At 68.1% G+C, this 17,169-nt stretch carries 12 protein-coding genes and 2 tRNA genes; 5 read left to right on the top strand and 9 right to left on the bottom strand.

Annotated features, from left to right (window positions below):
* Positions 1-8: 8 nt before the first annotated feature.
* A complete protein-coding gene (locus tag JOD64_RS20165) occupies positions 9-1,844 on the bottom strand; it encodes a glycoside hydrolase family 15 protein (RefSeq protein ID WP_204943634.1) in 1,836 nt (611 codons plus the stop codon).
* A gap of 240 nt (positions 1,845-2,084) precedes the next feature.
* Here JOD64_RS20165 and JOD64_RS20160 point away from each other — a divergent pair, with 240 nt between their 5' ends.
* Positions 2,085-2,510, top strand: coding sequence for a VOC family protein (locus JOD64_RS20160; RefSeq protein ID WP_204943633.1), 426 nt, complete (start codon positions 2,085-2,087; stop codon positions 2,508-2,510).
* 490 nt (positions 2,511-3,000) lie between these two features.
* Here the strand turns inward: JOD64_RS20160 and JOD64_RS20155 are convergent, their stop codons facing one another.
* From JOD64_RS20155 to JOD64_RS20145, 3 genes are all read right to left on the bottom strand, one after another.
* Positions 3,001-4,008, bottom strand: coding sequence for a zinc-binding alcohol dehydrogenase family protein (locus JOD64_RS20155; RefSeq protein ID WP_239559598.1), 1,008 nt, complete (start codon positions 4,006-4,008; stop codon positions 3,001-3,003).
* A gap of 59 nt (positions 4,009-4,067) precedes the next feature.
* Complete coding sequence (locus JOD64_RS20150; RefSeq protein WP_204943632.1) at positions 4,068-4,454, bottom strand: hypothetical protein; 387 nt, start codon at positions 4,452-4,454, stop codon at positions 4,068-4,070.
* A gap of 93 nt (positions 4,455-4,547) precedes the next feature.
* Positions 4,548-7,217 carry an RICIN domain-containing protein gene (locus JOD64_RS20145; RefSeq protein WP_239561414.1) on the bottom strand — a complete coding sequence of 890 codons (2,670 nt, stop codon included), beginning with the start codon at positions 7,215-7,217 and terminating at the stop codon, positions 4,548-4,550.
* 398 nt (positions 7,218-7,615) lie between these two features.
* On the opposite strand from JOD64_RS20145, the gene JOD64_RS20140 reads away from it, so the two are divergent.
* Together JOD64_RS20140 and JOD64_RS20135 are read left to right on the top strand one after the other, a co-directional pair.
* Positions 7,616-8,398: a hypothetical protein gene (locus JOD64_RS20140; protein WP_239559597.1), complete on the top strand. Its 783-nt coding sequence runs from the start codon at positions 7,616-7,618 to the stop codon at positions 8,396-8,398.
* Positions 8,399-8,558: 160 nt separating this feature from the next.
* A complete protein-coding gene (locus tag JOD64_RS20135; RefSeq protein ID WP_204943630.1) occupies positions 8,559-8,957 on the top strand; it encodes a nuclear transport factor 2 family protein in 399 nt (132 codons plus the stop codon).
* Between the two features lie 92 nt (positions 8,958-9,049).
* Here JOD64_RS20135 and JOD64_RS20130 read toward each other — a convergent pair.
* A tRNA-Lys gene (locus JOD64_RS20130) sits at positions 9,050-9,125 on the bottom strand.
* Positions 9,126-9,219: 94 nt separating this feature from the next.
* Positions 9,220-9,516, bottom strand: a complete 297-nt coding sequence (locus JOD64_RS20125; protein WP_204943629.1) for a DUF6582 domain-containing protein — start codon at positions 9,514-9,516, stop codon at positions 9,220-9,222.
* Between the two features lie 211 nt (positions 9,517-9,727).
* On the opposite strand from JOD64_RS20125, the gene JOD64_RS20120 reads away from it, so the two are divergent.
* Entirely contained in the window at positions 9,728-10,981 is a 1,254-nt protein-coding gene (locus JOD64_RS20120) for a CotH kinase family protein (protein WP_372434167.1), read from the top strand.
* A 101-nt stretch (positions 10,982-11,082) separates the two neighbouring features.
* Here JOD64_RS20120 and JOD64_RS20115 read toward each other — a convergent pair whose 3' ends face one another.
* Complete coding sequence (locus JOD64_RS20115; protein WP_204943627.1) at positions 11,083-14,067, bottom strand: glycoside hydrolase family 3 protein; 2,985 nt, start codon at positions 14,065-14,067, stop codon at positions 11,083-11,085.
* Positions 14,068-14,424: 357 nt separating this feature from the next.
* On the opposite strand from JOD64_RS20115, the gene JOD64_RS20110 reads away from it, so the two are divergent.
* Positions 14,425-15,540 carry a J domain-containing protein gene (locus JOD64_RS20110; RefSeq protein ID WP_239559596.1) on the top strand — a complete coding sequence of 372 codons (1,116 nt, stop codon included), beginning with the start codon at positions 14,425-14,427 and terminating at the stop codon, positions 15,538-15,540.
* A gap of 43 nt (positions 15,541-15,583) precedes the next feature.
* Here the strand turns inward: JOD64_RS20110 and JOD64_RS20105 are convergent, their stop codons facing one another.
* Positions 15,584-16,531 carry a hypothetical protein gene (locus JOD64_RS20105; protein WP_204943625.1) on the bottom strand — a complete coding sequence of 316 codons (948 nt, stop codon included), beginning with the start codon at positions 16,529-16,531 and terminating at the stop codon, positions 15,584-15,586.
* Positions 16,532-16,927: 396 nt separating this feature from the next.
* Positions 16,928-17,003, bottom strand: a tRNA-Lys gene (locus JOD64_RS20100).
* Between the last annotated feature and the right edge of the window lie 166 nt (positions 17,004-17,169).

Below are 17,169 nucleotides of genomic sequence, written 5' to 3'. Positions count from 1 at the left end.
CGGGGCGGTCAGCGCTGCTCGTCGTTGAGCAGGTCGTCGAGGTGGGCCGCCGTGCTGATCAGCGAGAGGTGACTGAACGCCTGCGGGAAGTTCCCGATCTGCTCACCGGTCGGGGCGATCTCCTCGGAGTAGAGGCCGAGTGGGCTGCTGTAGGTCAGCATCTTCTCGAAGGTCAACCGGGCGTCGTCGAGCCGGCCGGCCAGGGCGAGTGCCTGTACGTACCAGAAGGTGCACATGTTGAAGGTGCCCTCGGTGCCGGCGAGGCCGTCCGGCGAGGCCTTCGGGTCGTAGCGGTAGACCAGGCTGTCACAGACCAGATCGACGTCCATCGCCCGCAGCGTCGACTCCCACATCGGGTCGGTCGGCGAGATGAAGCCGACCCCGGGCATCGCGAGAAGCGAGGCGTCCAGGATGTCGGACCGGTAGTGCTGCACGAAGGCGCGACGTCCGGAGTGGAACCCCCGCGCCATGACCTGCTCGTAGATGGCGTTGCGTTCGGTGGTCCAGCGGACGGTGTCGCCGGGGCGCCCGCGGCGCTGGGCGAGGCGGATCGCCCGGTCGAGCGCCACCCAGGACATCATCCGCCCGTAGGTGAAGTCCTGCCGACCGGACCGGGTCTCCCAGATGCCGTCCTCGGGTTGGTCCCAGTGCTCGCAGAGCCAGTCCATCAGCCTTGCCGTCTTCCGCCACCCCTCGTACGGCGCGATCAGCCCGTGCCGGTCGGCGAGTTCCAGCGAGTTGAGCGCCTCGCCGTAGATGTCGAGTTGCAGCTGGCCCGCCGCGCCGTTGCCGATCCGCACCGGCGCCGAGCCGCGATACCCCTCCAGGTGGCCCAGCACCTCCTCGGGGAGGTCCGGTGAGCCGTCGATCCGGTACATGACCTGCAGGGGCACGTCGCCGTCCCGGGCGTCACGGATGCGCGCGTCGAGCCAGAGCAGGTACTTCTCAGCCTCGCTGGTGAAGCCCAGGCGGAGCAGCGCGTGCACGGAGAAGGACGCGTCTCGAACCCAGGTGAAGCGGTAGTCCCAGTTCCGCTGCCCACCGATCTGCTCCGGTAGCCCGGTGGTGGGCGCCGCGACCAGTGCCCCGGTCGGCGCGTACGTCATCAGCTTGAGCGTCATCGCCGACCGCTCGACCATCTCCCTCCAGCGGCCCTGGTACTGGGAACCGCCCACCCACCGCCGCCAGTAGTCGCGGGTCTGAGCGAGCAGTTCACACGCCTCCTCGGTGCTGAGCGCCCGGGGCGCGTGTGGGCAGGCCGTCTCCAGGACCACACCGCCGATGTCCCCCGCGTGCAGCGTGAAGTGCGCGGACACACCCTCCTCGTCGCGTTGGATGCTCCCCGCGTCCACCAACCGGTCCGCGTTCTTCAGGGAGGTGAGGGTGAGGTTCAGAGTCCGGCTCCGGAAGACGTCACCCTCGGGGTGCACCTCCAGCTCGTACGGGTCGCGTCCGTAGTTGAACCGGGGCCGGCAGTCGAAGCGGAACCGCATGCTCCCTCGCACCATCCGGACCAGCCGGATCAACCGATGCTGGTCGGTGGCCCGTGCACCGGTGACGGGCATGAAGTCCAGCAGCTCCCCCACGCCGTCGGCGCTGTGGAAGCGGGTGATGAGGATCGGCGTCCCGGGCAGGTAGAGCTGCTTGCTGGCGTAGTCGATGCGGTCGGGCGAGAGTTGGAAGTGGCCGCCCTTGTGGCGGTCCAGCAGCGCGGCGAAGATGCTGGGCGAGTCGAACCGGGGCGCGCAGAACCAGTCGATCGTGCCGTCCGCGCTGATCAGCGCCGCGGTTTGCAGGTCACCGATCAGACCGTGTTCCTCCACCGCCCGGTAGGTCGCCTCCACGCCGTCTCCCGCCGTTCGTCGTACGGACGACGGCGTCTACCCGGGAATCGCCGTGGTAGTCGGCCCGGCGGTGACCCGCGTCGGGGCGGGGCTCGCGCGCTGTCCGCCCCGCCCCGCCCCGACTCCGTCTGCAAATCGCCAGGCTGGCCGACTTCCTCGGACTCACCTGCCATTGCGGAAGCCCACTTTCCGCAATCGTCGATAACGTCGACACCGCACACATCGACGAGAGGACACCCGATGAGCCTGCGCGGATTCGCCACACTCAACATCTGGGCGGACGACGTGGCGGCAGCCACTGCCTGGTATGCGGACTTCCTCGGCGTCGAGGCGTACTTCATGCGCCCCGGGCCCGACGGACGCCCGGCCTACACCGAGTTCCGCATCGGCGACTACCAGGCGGAGCTGGGCATCATCGACCGCAGATTCGCGCCGCCCGGCGCCGCGACCGGGCCGGGCGGCGTGATCATGCACTGGTACGTCGACGACCTCGACGCCACCGTCGAGCGACTGTTGGCAATGGGTGCCACGGAGTACCAGCCGATCACTCCGCACGGAGACGAGGGGTTCATCACCGCAGCGGTCGTCGACCCGTTCGGCAACGTGCTGGGTGTCATGAAGAACCCGCATTACCTCGACGTCCTCGCGTCACTCAAGGCGACCTGAGGCGAAGGTCCTCGACTTTCCCGACGCGGACAGCCCCGGCAACGGCGACGCGGGGGCACCCACCGTCGAGTTCGACGGCGAGTACCCCCGCGACCGGGGTGCGGGTCAGCTCAGCGAGCTGTTACCCCCCGGCTGCACCACGCCGTTCACGGTGAGCCTCACGCATGTCACTCTGCGGCGCGGCCTTCGGCGCGGCGGCTTCCGCCGACGCCGGCGACGTCGCGGCGACGACGGTAAGAGCCGGTAGGACGAGGACAGCGGCGAGCGCCCTAGCCATGCGGGTGCGTGCCGTGGAACCTCCTTCGGGTGGTTACCCGGTTCTCGCGAGTCCGGCCGGGGGTGCCCGGCCGCTCGCGATGATCTTCAAACCGTCGTCACGCTAGTCCCGCAAGGCCTACGGCTGCGATGGGAAAATGAAGCGATAGATGTCACGCAAGCCGGACGACGGTTCGTAACATCTAGATGCTCTCAAGTGGTCGGCGGCAGAGGGTCAGAAGCCGGCAAGAACGATCTTGCCCATGGTCGCCGACGTCTCGATCATCGCGTGGGCCTGGCGCAGGTTCGCCGCGTTGATCGGACCGAGCTGGTTGGTGAGGGTGGTGCGGAGGGTGCCGTCGTCCACCAGTCGGGCGGTCTGCTCGAGGATCTCGTGCTGGGTCGGGTCCGTCGGCAGGAACAGCGGCCGGGTGAACATGAACTCCCAGTGCCAGGTGATGCTCTTCGACTTCAGCGGCAACAGGTCGAGCCCCTCTGGATCGTCGATGGCGGTGATCTGGCCGTTCGGTCGCACGACGCGCGCGAACTCTTCGGCCTGGCCGGCCGAGAAGGCGGTGAACAGGTAGTCGACGCCCGCCGGGGCCACCTCCAGGACCGCGTCGGCGAGACCACCATGGTGGTCGACGACGTGGTGGGCGCCGAGGTCGGTGACCCACTGGCTTGTCTCGGGGCGTGACGCGGTGCCGATGACGGTGAGGCTGGTCAACGCGCGGGCAAGCTGCACGATCATGGAGCCCACGCCACCGGCGGCACCGACGACCAGGAGGGTTCCCGTGCTGTCCTTGGTGAGGGCGAACCGGTCGAAGAGCGTCTCCCAGGCGGTGATCGTGGTGAGCGGCAACGCCGCCGCCTCCGCGTGGGTCAGGCTGGCCGGCTTGTGCCCGACGATGTGCTCGTCGACCAGGTGGAACCGGGCATTGGTGCCCGGGCGGGCGATCGACCCGGCGTAGTACACCTCATCGCCAACGCGGAAGCGGGTGACGCTCGGGCCGACGGCGCTCACGGTGCCGGCCGCGTCATAACCGAGAACCTTCAGCTCACCGTCGGGGTCGATGCCGGCCCGCACCTTGACGTCGACGGGGTTGACGGACACGGCCTCGATGCGTACCAGCAGATCGTGCGGACCCGGGGCCGGGACGCCGATCTCGGCGTCGACGAGGCTCTCGGGGTTGTCGATGGGCAGGTTCCTGCGGTAACCCACCACCTGCATGCTGTCGGTCATGCCCGGAACGCTATCCCTGAACGGACAGTGGTCGGAGGAACCACGCACGTGGCGGGACGTCAGGCTGGTGCGGCGGCGGGGGCCCGTCGGACGTGGAGCACGATCACGACGGCCAGGGTGACGATGGCGAGCGGGTCGAACACCAGCGAGATGAGGTTCATGTCGCCCCGCATCCCGCTGTCGACGACGGTCAGGGCGAGAAACGACGACTTGGTGATGATGGCGGTCGCCGCTGCCGGCACTCTGACCGGCAGATAGAACGCTCCCCAGATGATGGCCGCGCCAAGAGCCGCCTGCAGCACGCCCCTGTGCTGGAGCAGCGCGGTGGTCATGCGGTCGGGATCAGCCAGCCCATAGCTGCTGTCCAGAAGGCCCGGCCAGAACAGGGCCACGGCCGGCGTTGCGGTGATCACGCCGACGATGATGAGGATGACGCGCATCTTCATGCGACTCTCCAAAGTGGGGTCGGCTCACTTCTCGTCAGCTTAGCTGGCCAGCTGTCGGGGCCGGGCCTGGCCGGCCCGGCCCCGGGTGGTCGGTCAGCTGCGCAGACTCCACTGCTGGTTCGCGCCACCGTTGCACGACCAGAGGATGACCTTCGTGCCGTTGGCGGTGGCGGCGCCGTTGGCATCGAGGCAGAGCCCGGACTGGGCGTTCGTGACGGTGCCATTCGTGTTGACGTTCCACTGCTGGTTGAGGCCGCCGTGGCAGTCCCAGATGATGACCGCGGTGCCGTTGGCCGTGCCCGCCCCGGAAGCGTCCAGGCACTTGTTGCCGTACACGGTCAGCTGCTTGCTGGCGGTCTGGGTCCACCGCTGGTTGGCGCCGGTGGAGCAGTCCCAGAGTTGGGTCTGAGTGCCGTTGGTGGTCGAGGAGTTGGGCACCTCGACGCAGCGGCCGGACTGGCCACCCGCGAGTTGTCCGCTCCCCGTACCGCTGCCACCACCCTGCTGCTGCCGGACGATCGAGGTCGACTCGGCCGACCGGCTGCCCTGTGCGTCGACGACGTAGAGCCGGTACTCGCCCTGAGTGGCCGGCACGGCGATGGACGTGGCGGTGCCGGCGGCCCTGGTCATCGTCGCCCCGGCGGTGAACGTGGTCGTGCCGGACGGGGCCAACCAGACCGATTTGGTGGCGTCGCCGATGCTCCGGATCGGGATAGACGCGGTGGCACTGGTGACGAAGGTGCTGGCCGGCAGCACGTAGTTCGGTGCGGAGAAATTGCTCGCCGGAATGATGTCCCGGTACGCCTCCTCAAGGCCTGAATTCGCGGCGATGCCGTACGCCGTCGCCGGCCAGACATAGTCGGAGGAGACGAGGATGTCGCCGACCGTGCTGTTCGGCAGGTTCTTGTTCGAGACCTTGTTGATCGGGCCGTAGATCTGCGTGATGCTCAGATCGTGTTTCCGCCCGAAGTCGTCTGAGTTGATCATCCAGGTGACGTTCTTGTCGATACTCAGCACGTTGTCGCGGAACGTGATGAACGCCGAGCCCTCGTCCGGATGGAGACCGTACTTGTGGCCGGCGGGAACGCCCTGGAGGTAGTTGTTGGTGATCGTCGTCCCCGGCTGACTGCCCAGCGTGTAGATGGGAGCGGTATCACTGAGACGCTGCACCGTGTCGACGATGTGGTTGTAACTGATGGTGTTGTTGCGCGCCGTCGTGGTGGGTCGATTGGGCACGATCGAGCCCGACGATCCGTCGAAGTTCCACCAGCCCCAACCGAGCGTGATGCCTGACCACGGAGTCTTCTCGATCCGGTTGCGCTGGATGGTGAGAGTGTCGGCGAAGTACGCCGAGATGGGGCTGTGCCCGTTGAACAGGACCGCGCTGTCGTAGAGGTAGTTGTTCTTGATGTCGATGTTCTTCGGCAGCCCTTCGACCTGTGCGGAATACTTCTCGCGGTTGGTCGACGTGCCGTCTCCGATGTAGACGTGCTGAGGATGGCCCACGGTGATGGCCGAACCGGCAATGTCGTTGGTGAAGTTGCCGATCAACTGCGTGCCCTGCACGTCGTTGACCATGTTGATCCCGTCGGCGCCGGTGTGCTCGATCCGGTTGCGCTGCAAAAGGATCCCGTCGGCGTTCTGCACCTGGACGATGCCGGGGGTGACGTCGACATTCCGGTAGTAGTAGACGTGGAAGTTGCCCTTCGCGTACACGTTGGCGCTCAGATTGCCCTGCTGCGCTTGCTTGAAAGCCGAGCCGGCGACGTTGACCAGGTTCCAGTCGGAGTGCCGCACCGTCAGGCCGGAGAACGTGATGTTGCGCGCGTGGCTGCTCGTCGAGGTGCCGGCGACCCGCAGCACGGTGGTCACGTTGTTCGGTGCGTAGACCGTCGCCGTCGACATGTTCTCGGAATTGGCCTTGTAGTAGTACACCGTCCGGCTGGCCTTGTCGAAGTAGAACTCACCGGGCGCATCCAGGAACTCGTAGGCGTTCATGAGCTTGTGGGTGCCGCCGACCTGGGCGTTGCCGTTGAACGCGCCCTGGGCGATGGCCGCACCTGGTTGCTGGAACAGGGCCACCCGGTTCGCGCCGTCGGAACTCGTGGTCACCTGACGGACACCCACGATGGCCGTGGTCCAGGTCGTCCCCGTCTCGATCTCGATGTCGTCCTGATTGCGGGCGACGGCGGGAAAATCGGCCAAGCTGTACTTGGCGCCATCGCACTGCGATCCCGATTCCCAGGCCCACGCCGCCTGGCCGGCCGTGATGTTGTACGTCCCGTAGCATCCCGCCGAACTGATCGTCTTCGAAGCCATGTACGCGCGCTTGTCATTGACATAGAGCGCCCGCAGCTTGTTGGCGCGGTCGAGCGGCGCCTTCCAGATGTTGCCGCTGTGCTGGGTCCATCCGGTCACCTGGACGCCACCGTCGAGGATCGGCTTCTCGTTGGGGTAGGCGCCATAGCTGACCCGGAATCCGTTCGTGCCGGAGTCACCCGCACCGAATTCGACAGTGCTGCTGACCGGATAACTCCCACCGCGAAGGTAGACGTTGATATCGCCGGTCATACTCGCGTTCACCGTGCGAACAACATCCCTGGCGCGCTCCAGCGTCCGAAATGGCGATTGGAGCGTCCCCGGGTTGGCGTCGCTGCCGTCCGGAGCGACGTAGTAGGTCGCCTGGACCGCGGCAGAGGCCGGCAGCTGATTTGTCAGCACGGCCGGCAGTACGGCGGAGACAAGCACCGCGATCGCCAACATTGACGTTCGAGCGGTGGATCTGACTGATCTCACGGACTGTTCCTCTCACTTGTCGTCGACATGACGCCCAATGTGCGTATCGAGCGACGAGTACGGAACAGCGACGCCACTGAGGAGCCGGCGGGGGCTTCTGTCGCCCAACCGCACTCTTTGTCAATCGCTACGGAAGTCTTGCTCGGAGCGTAGGTCACACGTGTGACGAATGCAATGTTCAATTGGAGGCCATCAATGCGCAAATGCGCTCGTAGCGGGCAGATCGCTCGCCCTTGCCCCCATGCCGTGCTGGCGTCATCCGATGAATCCGCGTTCGCGTGGTGGTGACCCCATCACGTCCTGAGCCTGCAGGATGAGTACGAGCACTCATCCTGCGGCTACCGTCGGCCGGCATGCTCGACGCCATGGCTCATCCTCACCGGCCCCGTCGATGCCTCCGCGCCACTGCTCTGGCCTGCGCTGCGCTGACGCTCTGTCTGCTGTCGGCCGGATGCGCGGAGTACGGCGACGGCGACGCGATGGCACGGGACGACGCCGCGGCCGAAGCGAAGTCCCTCAACAAGAGCCTCGGTCATCGCAGTCGGGCGCGGGACGCCGAGTACATCGCCGCGACCGAGATCCTCGAACCGGCAAACGGCGGCACGTCGAACGTCCGACGTGAGCCGCTGGCCTGGTCGGGCCGGACCACCGGCAGCGAGCAGGCCACCATCGACGTCCGTTTCGTGGCGACGGTGGAAGAGGGCGAAGTGAACACCTTCGGCGACGTCGGCAACTCTGCCGGCCAGGCCACGCGGTGCTACCGCTACCTCATGCAACTCTATCGCTACACGTCATTCGAGGAGATCGACTGCCCGTCCGTGGCGACCCCTCCGGTGCCGACCGCCGCGCCGATTCCAACGCTGCCCGACGACGCGCGCGACCGTCTCACTGCCGCGCTGCGCACCGCCACGCCCGACACCCTCGCGGGCAGGGTGCGGGCCGCCTTTCCCGAGAAGCACGTCATCGTCGACACGGTCACCCACGAGAACGCTCTCGTCGCCGCGGTGGGCGTTCCCGCCGAACGGGCCTGCCTCCTCCTGGTCCGAACCCCTGACGGCGCCATCGAATCACCGGCATACGACCGGATCTGGCTGGAGCCGGGCGAGATGGGGTGCAGGACCGGGCTGTACGTCTCGCCACCGCGCTAGACGACGAGCGCCCGAGCCGACAGCCCGCGTGCCTCAAGGAAGGAAGTAGCGGGCCGGGGCCTTCGGCCGGGTCCGCGGCGCGACGGAAGCGCGCGACCGTCAGGGGTCGGTGGTACGAACTGCGCTGACCCGAGACACGGGATCAGCGGAGGAGACACTCATGCAGACACGCACGGCGGCCAAGCGCTGGGCCAGGACCTGGACCGACGCCTGGCCGGCCCAGGACGTCGACGCGATCGTCGCCCTGCAACGGGAGGACGGCGACCACTGGGCCTCGCTGTTCCGCCCGTACCGTGGCCGTTCCGGCCTCCGGGCCTATCTGGAGGAGTGCTTCGCCGAGGAGTCCCGCCCGGCCCAGGTGTGGTTCGCCGAGCCGCAGGTCGACGGTGCTGCCGCGGCCGTGGAGTACTGGGCGGTGATCCACGTCAAGGACCAACCCCTGACCATTTGCGGATGCACGGTGCTGCGTTTCGACGAGGCGGGCCTCGTCGCCGAGGCCCGCGACTACTCGCATGTGCAGGAAGGCCACCACGCGCCGCCGGCCGGCCTGTTCGAGTGACGGACGCGGTTCGCCCTGCACCTCCGGCAGCCGCAACGGACTGAGAAAGGCCCTGGCCAGGTGGGAGACCACCAGGCCAGAGCCCTCGTTGCTGGTGCGCCGCCAGGGACTCGAACCCCGAACCCGCGGATTAAGAGTCCGCTGCTCTGCCAGTTGAGCTAGCGGCGCTCGCTGACAACGACGAGCACGCTAACACGTCTCCGATCCGGCTCTCGGACCCGTCCCGGGGTCGAGCCGGGTCGGCCCTGGGGGTGTCGTCTGCTCAGTGCGCGGGGTTCGGCGTGTGCGGCAGTCGACCGAGTTGGCGCCAGTTCGTCTCCGCGACGTCGACGCCGTAATGAGCCGCAGCGGCGAGGATGTTCTGGAAGGCCAGGTCGCGTTCCTCGTCGGTGACGCCCTGCACCTGATCGAAGCGGGCGACGGCATTGCGGACGTGGCCCGCGTCGGTCATCGGCTCTTTGCGTTTGCCGGGAAACGCGAAGACGGTCTCCGGCAGCTCGCGCTTGTCCTTGTCCGACAGGCCGCCGTGCTTCTCGTGGGGCTTCCAGGTTGACTTCATCGCCCCCCATTACCCACTTGCCGTCCGGCCGCACCCCGCCCGACCCCATCGCGCCCGTCGCGACATTGATCCCGGATCGGGACGCCGAGCGGCAGCGAGGCACAACCATCAGACGAATCTCGAAAGTTCCGAAAGTTTCGGTGGCCAGAGCGGTCTGGAGTATCTCGTCGGGCGGCTCGCCGAGTTCTACCTCAACACCGACGCCGCCCCGGTGGGCGCTGGTGACTACATGGGCGTCTACATGATCGTGGAGACGATCAAGAACTCCAAGGACCGTCTCGACCTCAAACAGTTGGACTCCGACGACGTGACCCTGCCGAAGATCCAGGGCGGGTACATCTGGAAGTTCGAGTGGATGGCGGCCGAGGAGCCGACGTTGCCGTGCACGGGACCGGCGGCCACCTGCTGGAACTACCTTGAGGTCGTCGACCCGTCGCCGCTGCAACCGCAACAGCGGGACTGGCTGCGCGGTCACATCCAGGAGTTCAACGACGTGCTGCGGGCACCGAACTTCGCCGACCCGACCACCGGATACCGCAGGTACATTGAGGTCGACTCCTTCGTCGACCTCATGATCGTCAACGAGCTGAGCCGGGAGATGGACTCGTACGTCCGAAGCTCCCACTTCTACAAGGATCGCGACAGCAAGATCTTCGCTGGCCCCCTGTGGGACTTCGACCTCAGCTTCGGCGTCGGTGGATTCTTCGCCAACGACCAGGTGGCGGGCTGGCAGCACCAGCAGACCCGGCAGCCGTCGGCCAACGACTGGTTCGCCCAGTTGCTGCGGGATCCCGCATTCGTCGACCAGGCCCGCTCACGCTGGCAGACGCTGCGACGCGGCCTGCTCTCCGACACCGCGCTACAGGCTCGGATCAACGCCCTCGCCACACCGCTGACCAACGCGGCCCAACGCAACTTCCAACGCTGGCCCAACCTGAGCGCACCGGCGGTCAGCTTCTTCCGTACGCCGACCTCGCCCACCTGGCAGGGCCAGGTCCAGGTCATGCGGGACTGGATGCTGCGCCGCGCCGCCTGGCTGGACTCCACCGCCGGCTGGGGCGGGACCGTCACCACCTCGCCGCCCACTCCGACGACCCCGCCGCCCTCCCCGACAACCCCGCCACCGACCACTCCCCCACCGACCACCCCGCCGCCACCGTCGGCCGGCTGCACCGCCACGTACGCGGTGACCAGCCAGTGGTCCGGCGGGTTCCAGGGCGAGGTACGGGTCACCGCGGGAACCGCGGCGATCAGCGGTTGGACCGTGACGTGGACCTACGCCAACGGGCAGAGCATCACCCAGAGCTGGAACGCGACAGTCACGAGTCAGGGGTCCGCCGTGACCGCCCGCAATGTCGTCTACAACGGTGCCCTCGGCGCGGGCTCCAGCACCACGTTCGGTTTCCTCGGCTCGTCCACCGGCACGCTCAGCACACCCACGCTGACCTGTAGCGCGACACGCTGACCAGGTCACGAGAGCAGGAACGGCTCAGGGCCGGTCCCGACGACCGGCCCGGAGCGGTCCGGCCCGGGCCGGGACGACGACCGTCCCGGCCCGGGTTCCGGTCACCTGATGGAGAAGTCGGCCAGCCGCAACGCCGAATCGAACACCAGGTACACGTCGTGGGTGCCAGCGGCCCGGGCCAACTCGGCGCTGACGCTGACGTACCGGTAGTCGTCGCCGGTGCTGGGCACGGTGGCCGTGCCGAGCAACCGGCCGGTGGGCGAGCCCAGTCGGACCTGGACCGTGCCGGCGTCCGCGCCGGCCTTGGCGACCCTCGCGGTGAAGGTGTGCGCGCCGGGGCGCAGGGCGGACCCGGCGAACGAGATCCACTGACCGGAGGCGGTGGCGCCGACGGAAGTACCCCGGACCTTCGTCTCGTCGACCAGCCGGACGCCCGCGTACCTGTCGAAATTCTCCGCCCGGGTGGTCCGCGACAGGTCCCGGGCCGGGATCGTCTCACCGCGGACGGCGACCGCCGTCCGGGCCCGGACGTCGTCGGCGGACGCGCCCACCAGCAGGTCGTAGGTGGACGACTCGACCACCCACCGGCTGCGGGTGACGTCCCAGTGCGCCAGGTCCGCGGCGGGCAGTCGCAGCGTCACGGTCCGGGTCTGCCCGGGTGCCAGTTCGACCCGCTGGAACGCCTTGAGCGCTCGAAGCGGTGTCTTGTCCCGCGAGGTGCGCTGGTGGGTGTAGAGCTGGACCACCTCGGACCCGGCCCGACTGCCGGTGTTGGTCACGGCGACACTGACCGCGATGGTGCCGTCGGCCGCGACCGACCGGGCGGCGGTGCGGGGCTGGCCATAGGTGAATCGGGTGTACGACAGCCCGTAGCCGAACGGGTAGAGCGGCTTCGCGGTGTTGTACAGGTAGGTCTGGCCGGACGTGATGATGTCGTACTCCAGCAGGTCCGGCGGCAACTGCCCGTCTGAGCGGTACCAGGTCTGGGTGAGCCGGCCGGAGGGGTTGCGGTCACCGAACAGGACGTCGGCGACGGCGTGCCCGGTCTCGGCCCCCGCGTGGGTGGTCCAGACGATGGCCGGCACGTGCTCCTGTTCCCATCCGATGGTCACCGGGTAGCTGGTCTGGAGCACCAGCACGGTGCGGGGGTTGGCCTTGACGACCGCCTTGACCAGCGCCTCCTGGCCGGCGCTCAGGGCCGTGGAGGTCCGGTCGTGCGCCTCGCGCCCGTTGATGAACGGGTTGCTGCCGACGACCAGGACGGCGGTGTCGGCCGCCTTGGCCGCGGCGACGGCCCGGTCGAGCCCGCTGCTGACCACCTCACGGCTGAAGTGGGTGGCGTCGGCCGCGGTCGACGCGCCGAGTTTGAGGGCGCCGTCGGCGCCAACCGTGACGTACGTGTCGGCACCGAACCAGCTCTCCGTGGTCTCGTAGCCGACGTAGCGCAGCACCACGCTGCCGTCGGCCTGCGGCTCCAGCTTGAACTGCTGCTGCACGTACCAGCCGTTCGGCTGCTCGTCACGGGTGACGAACGGCCCCCAGTTGTAGCCGAGGTAGCGGCCGTTGGCGGCGTTGCGCAACGTCACCACATCCTGGCCCCAGTCCACCACGTCGAACTGAGCGGCGGGGGACGCGGCGGCGCCGGTGGCGGCGACCGGGTCGGCATCGGTGGTGCCGGTGGCTGTGACGTACCGGCCGGTCGCTGAGTCCTTCAGGGCGATCCGGTCCGCCCCGTCGAGCCCGCTGACGCTCGCGGAGCTGCCCAACCGCTCGCGGATGCCGTCGAGCGCGGTCACCTGATACGGCAGGTCGCCGCCGTACCAGTCGGAGTAGAGGGTGTCGGCCAACGGCCCGAGCACGGCCACCTTGCGGGTGCGGGCCGGATCCAACGGAAGGGCCTGCCGGGAGTTCTTCAGCAGCACCATCGCCTCGCCCGCGGCCTGGCGGGCCAGCCGCTGATGTTCGGGGCTGTTGATGACATCGGGGGTGATGCTGCCGTACCGGCCGCCGCCCGGATCGAACTCACCCAGCCGGAACCGCACGTTCAGGATCTCCCGGATCCGGGCGTCGATGTCCCGCTCGGTGAGCAGGCCAGCGGCCAGCGCCTCCTTGATGGCGGTGACGGTCGGCTGCGCGTTGGTGTCGTCGGTGATGAAGCTGTTGAGGCCGGCCTTGACGATCGCGGCGTTCCCCTCGGCCTGGGTGGCGTAATACCCCTGTGAGGCGACGAGGTTGTTCGGCGCCCAGGCGTCCGTCACGTTCATCAGCGGCTGGTCGGTCCAGCCACGTACCACCGTGGCCAGATCCGGATCCACGGTGGCCGGGCGACCGTTGACCAGGTTGTACGAGGCCATCACCCCGGTCGCCGCGTCGGCGGCGATGGCCGGCCTGAAGGCAGCGCGGTCGTACTCGTTGAGCACCCGTGGCGGCACGTTCGACGAGGTCACGTCGCGCCGGACCTCGTTGTTGTAGGCCAGGTAGTGCTTGAGGGTCGGGGCACTCTTCAGATGGTTGGGATCCCCGCCGGTCATTCCCGAGCCGTACGCGGTGGAGATCGCGGCGGTGAGCACCGGGTCCTCGGAATAGCCCTCCTCGTTGCGGCCCCACCGCGGGTCGCGCAGCAGGTTGACCACCGGCGCCCAGAGGTTGAGACCCCAGACTCGCGGGTTCTGCGCGTGGTAACCGCGTGCCTCGTCGCCGACGGCCGAACCCACCTGCCGGATCAGGTCGGTGTTCCACGTGCTCGCCATGCCCACCGGCTGCGGGAAGACGGTTCCGTTGGCCTTCACCACCGCACCGTTGTTGTCGATGTCGGTCGACCAGGCCACCCCGTGCAACGCCTCGGTGCCGGTCTTGAACAGGCCGATGCCCAGCCGGGGAATGGCCGGCTGGTACTGGTGCAGCCACGAGATCTTCTCGTCCTGGGTGAGCCGCCCGAGCAGATCGTCGACCCGGGCGTTCACGGGCAGGTGTGGATTTCGGAACGGGTAGGTGGGATCGGCAAGCGCCGTGCCGGGGACGGTCGGTAGGGCCAGCAGGGCGAGCGCGAGCGCGGTGATTCCGCGCCGAAGGCGCCAGTTCCGCATGCGGTTCTCCTCATGTCGTACGACCGGCGCACAGGAGCGCCGAGGCCGGCGTGACCAGGCTCGACACCCGGTTGACGGGCCTGAACGACGGATCGTCGAAGCGCTTCGACGATCCGGCCGCGTCACCACGGCCATGATTAGGGTGATCCGCGCAACTATAGACGTGTGACGATTGCTGACGCCACCGGCCGGCGGACGAAAGCCGCTCGGGGGGCGGGGCTGGCGGTGGTCCACAACCCGGCGGACTCGTGCCGCTCATGGATCCCGCGCATTGCTGTGGGAACACACGCATCGACAGTGCTGTTACCATCGCCGCGGTGTACGAGATCCGATCATCCATGAGATCCGGCGGACGTCATGCCCTCTGACGGACAGGATCCGTACACCGTTCTCGGAGTGACGCGTGAATCGTCGGTCGCGGAGATTCGGGAGCGCTACCTCCTTCTCGTGCAGATCTGGCATCCCGACCGGCATCAGTCGAGCGCTGCGAGCGTCCGCGCAGAAGTCACTCAGCAGATGCAGCGGATCAACGCGGCGTACAAGCAGTTGAGAGATACCCACGAGCGTGAAGCCCGTGCACGGCAGGACCGGGAGCGTCAGGCGCGCGAACGCCAGACCCGCGAACGGCAGGACCGGGAGCGTCAGGCCCGCGAACGGCAGGACCGAGAGCGGCAGGATCGCGAACGGCACGACCGCGATCGCGAGGACCGTGAACGCGAGGACCGTGAACGCGAGGACCGTGAACGCGAGGCCCGGAAGCGCGAGGCCCGGGAGCGCAAGGATCCCGAGCGTCAGCGCAGGGAACGTCAGGCCCGCGAACGCGAGACCCGCGAACGCGAGCATCCCAGGGCTCAATGGACACACCCGAGCTGCACGGGTACGAGCCCGCAGGAAGCTCCATCGAGCATGGCGTCAACCGTTCACCCCATTGCCATCGCGCTTCGGTCTGGCGATAGGGGATACACGCTTCGCGCGTACCTCGACGACCAACGGACCGAGGCGGCCTTTCCCGGCGCCCAGGGGCACCTCCTCCTGTTCAGATCCGTAGCTTCCCTGCGTAAGTATCTGGCCAGGACCGAAGCGCATGAGTTGGCCGGCATTCCGGACTGGGAAAGCGTCCTGGACCGGATCGGCGGCACCGAGACCGAGCCTGACGACGAAAACTGCTACGAATTCGACCTCATCCTGCACAGCCTGCGATTTGCGCCGACGCAGTGGATCCCGTCCCTGTTCATCACCAACCGCGATCTCGTTCGAGAGCTCGCGGTGGCGTTCAGCATCGACGACGTGCTGAATCTGCTGACCGTGGGCTCGCCGCTCGATCATCTCGACGATCTGTTTCGGGCCGTGGACAGGCCGATCGCCGGATGGGGTGCGCGTCGCCAACTTGCCTCCCTGCAGGGAGGGCAGGCCAGCACCCTGTGGCGAAAGGCGATCCGGGGCGTCGAAGAGCGGGTCCGCTGGCTACGTTGACCTGCGCCCGCTGCACGGCGCGCAGCGGGGTCGGTGGCGGCGGTCAGGTGTCGTCTCTGGCCCGGGCCAGCGGGAAGGCGGGTTTGGGTAGGTCGGCGACGGCGAGCCGGTTGGCCCGCTCGCGCAGATGCCGGGCGATCTGGTCGCTGGCCAGGGTAAAGCCGGCCGTGAAGTCGGCGTCGAGTGAGATGCCGGTCGCGGCAACGTGGTGGTCAGCCTGCTGACGCAGCTCGCGGGCGAGCATGTTGCGCCAGCGGATCACCTCCTCGGTCAGGTGCGCTCGCTGATCCGCCAGCCGGCGCTGCGTCTCGGCCAGCTGCTCCTCGATCCGTTCGAGACGGCCCAGCGCCTCGTCGAGACGGTTAAGCCCCGGCAGGCCCGCCACGATCGCCCGCCCGATGGCGGTCGGGTCCACGCTCGGGCCGCCGGAGTGCAACGGCTCCACGGCCCTGGTCACCCGCGCCACCCACTGCTCGTGCCGAGCGTCCCGCTGGCGGGGAAGTGCCGCCACGGCGTCGCGTAGGGCCACCAGCACCGGGGTGGGCGCTTCGGCCGGGTCTGCGAACGCAGCGACCGTGGCCAGGACGCCGCGGCGGGGGTTGCGCTCCGGCATCCCCTCAAGTTCTCTCGCCCGATGCGCCATCTGCTTGACGAACCCGGCGTACGCGGCCCGATAGCCGACCTGGTGTTCACCCTCGCCGGCCATCGGGGCGTGGCCGATCCGCTCCGCCTCGAGCCGGAGGGCTTCGCCGATGGTGGTGTCCGGGTCGCCAATCTCGAAAGCCGGGTCCGGGCCGTGCAGCACCAGTTCGCGCAGTGTCACGAGCAGGCTCTTGGCGTGCTGGCAGCGCTCCCGGGCGTTCGCCATCAGTTCCAGCTCCGGAAGGGCGTGCCAGACCGCCCAGGCCGCGACGGTCGCGTTGTCGTCCGGCACCGACGCGTGCCGACGGATCATCTTGCCGATCTCGTAGACCGGCTCGGGTGTGCGCATGTGGCTCGCCGACTCAAATCGCCGCAGCAGAGCCAGCAGCTCGGCCCGGTACTCCGGCCGGGCCGATGCAATATCCCCGATCAGCTCCCGCAGGTCGGATGGCCAGGGGGCCAGTGGTACGCCCGGGCCTGGCCGGCGCAGAGGTTGACGCGATCCGCGTCGGAATCGATTCCACCAACCCATCGATCCAGCTTTGCATCCGGCGATGATCACGCGCAATGTCCGGTACGGCCTCTTCGGCGGGAATCCGAGGTCAGGAAGCGGCAGCCGGACGGACACGGCCGAGCGGGTCACCATGATCATCCAGGGCGAAGCCGCAACCGGAACGGACGGTCCCCACGGGCCGAAAACGAAGCTGCGCGCCCTTCCTCTACGGAAGAACGCGCAGCTTGCTGCTGGTGCGCCGCCAGGGACTCGAACCCCGAACCCGCGGATTAAGAGTCCGCTGCTCTGCCAGTTGAGCTAGCGGCGCTCGTTCGGCAACGGAGAGAAGATTAGCACCCCTGCGAGGAGGGCTCCAATCCGGTTACCCGGCTCCACCCTTCGGTCGAGCTTTGCAGGCAAGAGGGCACAAAACCCCCATCGCGCTCCGGACAGGGGGGTGAGTTGCGGCGTTGATGCGGCACGATGTCCGCCAG

Origin of the sequence: Micromonospora luteifusca (genome assembly GCF_016907275.1) — a bacterium.
GTDB lineage: Bacteria > Actinomycetota > Actinomycetes > Mycobacteriales > Micromonosporaceae > Micromonospora > Micromonospora luteifusca.
The sequence above is the reverse complement of the archived record's forward strand: the minus strand, read 5'-3'. Positions and strand labels throughout refer to the sequence as shown.